Annotated in this window: 6 protein-coding genes; 1 reads left to right on the forward strand and 5 read right to left on the reverse strand. The window is 61.9% G+C overall.

The features are described 5' to 3' along the window. Window positions 1–141: 141 nt before the first annotated feature. The 5 genes from AC07SU_RS14225 to AC07SU_RS14245 all read right to left on the reverse strand — a co-directional run bounded on the left by AC07SU_RS14225 (window position 142) and on the right by AC07SU_RS14245 (window position 2,926). Window positions 142–513, reverse strand: a complete 372-nt coding sequence (locus AC07SU_RS14225; protein ID WP_176998075.1) for a glutathione S-transferase N-terminal domain-containing protein — start codon at window positions 511–513, stop codon at window positions 142–144. 102 nt (window positions 514–615) lie between these two features. Beyond that, window positions 616–1,161 (reverse strand): GTP cyclohydrolase I FolE, encoded by a 546-nt coding sequence (gene folE / locus AC07SU_RS14230; protein WP_003204506.1) that lies wholly within the window; start codon window positions 1,159–1,161, stop codon window positions 616–618. A 78-nt stretch (window positions 1,162–1,239) separates the two neighbouring features. After that, entirely contained in the window at window positions 1,240–1,797 is a 558-nt protein-coding gene (locus AC07SU_RS14235) for a Smr/MutS family protein (protein ID WP_494997370.1), read from the reverse strand. Between the two features lie 75 nt (window positions 1,798–1,872). After that, on the reverse strand, window positions 1,873–2,193 hold the full coding sequence (locus AC07SU_RS14240) for a hypothetical protein (RefSeq protein ID WP_176998076.1): 321 nt from the start codon (window positions 2,191–2,193) through the stop codon (window positions 1,873–1,875). A gap of 142 nt (window positions 2,194–2,335) precedes the next feature. Beyond that, window positions 2,336–2,926, reverse strand: coding sequence for a cysteine hydrolase family protein (locus AC07SU_RS14245; RefSeq protein WP_494997371.1), 591 nt, complete (start codon window positions 2,924–2,926; stop codon window positions 2,336–2,338). 239 nt (window positions 2,927–3,165) lie between these two features. Between AC07SU_RS14245 and prmB the strand changes: the two genes are divergently transcribed. Then, on the forward strand, window positions 3,166–4,074 hold the full coding sequence (prmB, locus tag AC07SU_RS14250; RefSeq protein ID WP_176998078.1) for a 50S ribosomal protein L3 N(5)-glutamine methyltransferase: 909 nt from the start codon (window positions 3,166–3,168) through the stop codon (window positions 4,072–4,074). Window positions 4,075–4,168: the final 94 nt, after the last annotated feature.

Genomic DNA, 4,168 nt, shown 5'->3' on the forward strand with positions numbered 1-4,168 from the left:
TGCCCAACGACCACTGCCCATCGGATGATTCGCACAATCCTTGTAGGAGCCGGCTGGCCGGCGATGAGGCCCTGGAGCCTCGTGCCAAACCAGAGAACGCTATCGCCGGCAAGCCGGGCTCCTACAAGTGGGCGTTGTGTGTCAGATCGCGGCGAAGCGCTTGTCCAGGTAATCGATGATCACCTTGGAGTCGTACATCCAGGTGGTCTGGCCGTTCTCTTCGATGCGCAGGCACGGCACCTTGATCTTGCCGCCTTGCTCCAGCAGGGTCTGGCGGTCCTGCTCGTTGTTCTTCGCGTCCTTCAACGCCACCGGCACATTCAGGCGGTGCAAGGTGCGGCGGGTCTTCACGCAGAACGGGCAGGCGTGGAACTGGTACAGGGTCAGGTCCTTGGCGGCCTCGTTCACCTGTGCCTGCTGTTCGGCCGGGCGCTGCTTTTTACGTGGGCGGGTCAGGAAGTCGCCCGCGATGATGACGTGGCCGAGGCCCACTCGAAGTGCTTTGACGAACATGGCTTGAACCTCTTGCCCAGAACAGAAGGGGTCGCAGCTTACAGCAATTCTGCGGGCGAAAAAAAACCGGCAATGAACGCCGGTCTTTTCCTGCCCCGCCGATTACTTGATCAGGCTGAGGAATTCGCTGCGGGTGGCCGCGTTTTCACGGAACTCACCGAGCATCACCGAGGTGATCATCGACGAATTCTGCTTCTCGACACCGCGCATCATCATGCACATGTGCTTGGCTTCGATCACCACGGCAACGCCCAGGGCACCGGTCACCTGCTGGACCGCATCGGCGATCTGGCGACTGAGGTTTTCCTGGATCTGCAGGCGGCGGGCGTACATGTCGACAATTCGCGCGACCTTCGACAGGCCCAGCACTTTGCCGCTCGGGATATACGCCACGTGGGCCTTGCCGATGAACGGCAGCAGGTGGTGTTCGCACAGCGAGTACAACTCGATGTCCTTGACCAGCACCATTTCGCTGTTGTCGGAGCTGAACAAGGCACCGTTGGTGACTTCTTCCAGCGTCTGTTCATAACCGCGGCAGAGGTACTGCATCGCCTTGGCGGCACGCTTTGGCGTGTCGAGCAGGCCCTCGCGGGAAACGTCCTCGCCGAGCTGGCCGAGGATCGCGGTGTAATTCTGTTCCAGGGACATGAAACTACCTGTGGGATTTTCGCAAAGCGCAAGGTTACGGTGGCGGACACATCGCTGCAAGCCTGACGATGGCAGTTGTTACTCGTCGCGGCCTTCCATCATGGTGCGCTTGAGCATCACATACACCGCACCCGCGCCGCCGTGGCGGGCCTGGCACGAGGTAAAGCCGAGCACCTGGGCATGCTGGCGCAGCCAGGTGTTGACGTGACTCTTGATCATTGGCCGCTTGCCATCGAGCCGCACGGCCTTGCCGTGGGTGACGCGCACGCAGCGGATTTCGAACCTAGTGGCTTCGGCCAGGAACGCCCACAGGGTTTCCCGGGCTTTCTCCACGCTCATGCCGTGCAGGTCCAGGCTGCCCTCGAACGGGATCTGGCCGATCTTGAGCTTGCGCATCTGGCTTTCCTGCACGCCATCGCGGGCCCACATCAGCTCGTCTTCGGGGCCGACGTCGATCACGAACTGGTCCGACAGGCCGTCCACGGTGGTGGCATCGGTGCGCACGGTCGCGGCCTGGCGCAGCTTGGCGATCTGCGCGCGGTCAGCCTTGGGTTTACCGGTGTCGGCACGGTCGTGCTTGATCGGCTTGACGCCGCTCAGCTCGTTTTTGAACAGGGAAAAATCGTCGTCTTGCATGTCAGCCTCCGCGAAGGGCGGGCAGTTTACCTAAATCGCGGCGGCCGGGGCGCAGGAAACGCTATCCAAGCGCCATCAGTCGTGCTTTTTCATCAGGTGCGAAGCGATGTTGAGTGACAACGGCTGGCGCATTTTCCGACGGCTACGGCGCCACAACCACACGCCCAACCACAGCACCAACAGCCCGATCGCCAACAGGATAGCCGAACCGCCAGGGCTGGCATTCAATTCGCCCAGGGCGGGCGAGTGACCCAACAAACCGGCGCCACCAGCGCCAGCCATCAACAAACCTACAATCGCCAGCAGCGCGGCAAAGCCCGCCACCAGGCGCAGACGCCAGTTGCTCGGGCCCTTGGGGCGCAAGCGACGAGCATCAAAACCATCGGATATCTTCATTCCGACCTTTCCTCCAGGGTATCGGCCCTTCGACCGGACAATACACAGGTTGTTCCGGGGGGAGGGGTAAATGCGCCAAAGTGAGAAGGCTTTGCGGATGAGCGGGGCCGTAAACAGGCCGCGCCGCTCACCGGAAGGTCGATCAGATCAGATCTTTGGTCAGCGCCAGGGTGGCGAAGTTGTCGGCCATGATGGCCATTTCGGTCTGTTGCACGTGCTCGGCGCTCAGGATGCCGCCTTTGTAAGGCAGGTCGCGGGTGGCGCAGGCGTCTTCCACCAGGGTGCAGCGAAAGCCCAGGTTCTTGGCGGCGCGCACGGTGGTGCTGACGCTGGAGTGGCTCATGAAACCGCACACGATCAGGTCCAGGGAGCCAAGGTCTTGCAGGTGTTTTTCCAGGCCGGTGCCATGGAACGCGCTGGGCAGCAGCTTGCCGATGACGGTTTCGTCACCTTCGGGTTCCAGGCCGGGAATGAACTGACCGCGCTCGCCCTGGGGGTCGAACAGGCCGCCCACGGTACCGAGGTGGCGCACATGCACGATGGGGCGTCCGGCGTTACGTGCTGCAGCGACCAGCTGCTTGATGTTGCCAACCGCCGCATCCATGCCCGAGAGGGCGAGTGGGCCGCTGAGGTATTCCTTCTGGGCGTCGATGATCACGAGGGTCGCATGGTTCAGGTTGGCTGCTGCGTAACCGCGACCGCTGAGTTGAAACATCGTCTTTGGAACGGACATTCTGGGGCTCCTGTGAGGGGGGCTTTTGCGACATTGTCCACTGGCTGAGCGGTTCTGTGAACCGCTACCATCGTAAGGTACGCCGTTGTTGACGTGCAGCCATGTCAAGTGGGCGGCTTGTTTAGCGCAATGATGGCAAAATGGATGAAATCCGACGGATGGCGAAGGGTTTTCGTACATCGAAGGGACAGGCGAAGGCTGTTAGAATCGCCAGTCGTTTTTTCCAGGAGTTCTCCCCCGTGATCACATCCCGCCTGCGCACCTTGCGCGACCACATCCGTTGGGCTGTCAGCCGTTTCCATGGGGAAGACCTGTTTTTCGGCCATGGCACCGACAATGCCTGGGACGAAGCCCGGCAATTGGTGCTCGGTGCCTTGCACCTGCCTTGGGAAATTGCTGACAGCTACCTGGACTGCAACCTCGAAGAAGAGGAAATCTCCCACGTGCAGCGTCTGCTGCATCGTCGTATCCATGAGCGCGTGCCCACCGCCTACCTGCTGAAAGAGGCGTGGTTCTGCGGCCTGTCGTTTATTGTCGATGAACGCGTGTTGATCCCGCGCTCCCCGATTGGCGAGCTGATCGAAAACCGCTTCGAGCCTTGGCTGGGGCAACCGCCCGCGCGCATCCTCGACCTGTGCACCGGCTCCGGTTGCATCGGTATTGCCTGCGCCTATGAGTTCCAGGACGCCGAAGTGGTGTTGGGGGACTTGTCCTTCGAAGCGCTGGAAGTGGCCAACCAGAACATCGAGCGCCATGGCGTCGATGAGCGCGTCTACACCGTACAGGGTGATGGCTTCGATGGCCTGCCGGGCCAGCGTTTTGACCTGATCGTGTCCAACCCGCCGTATGTCGATGCCGAAGATTTCGCCGACATGCCCGACGAATACCAGCACGAACCGGAACTGGGCCTGGCCTGCGGCGATGATGGCTTGAACCTGGTGCGGCGCATGTTGGCCGAAGCGGCAGACCACCTGACCGAGAAGGGCTTGCTGATCGTTGAAGTGGGCAACAGCCAGGTGCACGTCGAGGCGTTGTACCCGGAAGTGGACTTCGCCTGGCTGGACTTCCAGCGCGGCGGTCACGGCGTATTCATGTTGACGGCCGAGCAGTGCCGCCAGCATCAGGCCATCTTCGCCGCCCGCATTTAACCCAATCGCAAGATAGAAACGCGGTCACTGTGGGAGGTGGGGGGGGGGGGGGGGGGGGGGGGGGGGGGGGGGGGGGGGGGGGGGGGGGGGGGGG

The organism is Pseudomonas sp. GW821-FHT05H12 (assembly GCF_059419385.1).

Bases quoted from the DNA above. Each gene is read 5' to 3' on its own strand.
- AC07SU_RS14225 (WP_176998075.1), bottom strand. From the start codon at position 513: ATGTTCGTCAAAGCACTTCGAGTGGGCCTCGGCCACGTCATCATCGCG.
- folE (WP_003204506.1), bottom strand. From the start codon at position 1,161: ATGTCCCTGGAACAGAATTACACCGCGATCCTCGGCCAGCTCGGCGAG.
- AC07SU_RS14235 (WP_494997370.1), bottom strand. From the start codon at position 1,797: ATGCAAGACGACGATTTTTCCCTGTTCAAAAACGAGCTGAGCGGCGTC.
- AC07SU_RS14240 (WP_176998076.1), bottom strand. From the start codon at position 2,193: ATGAAGATATCCGATGGTTTTGATGCTCGTCGCTTGCGCCCCAAGGGC.
- AC07SU_RS14245 (WP_494997371.1), bottom strand. From the start codon at position 2,926: ATGTCCGTTCCAAAGACGATGTTTCAACTCAGCGGTCGCGGTTACGCA.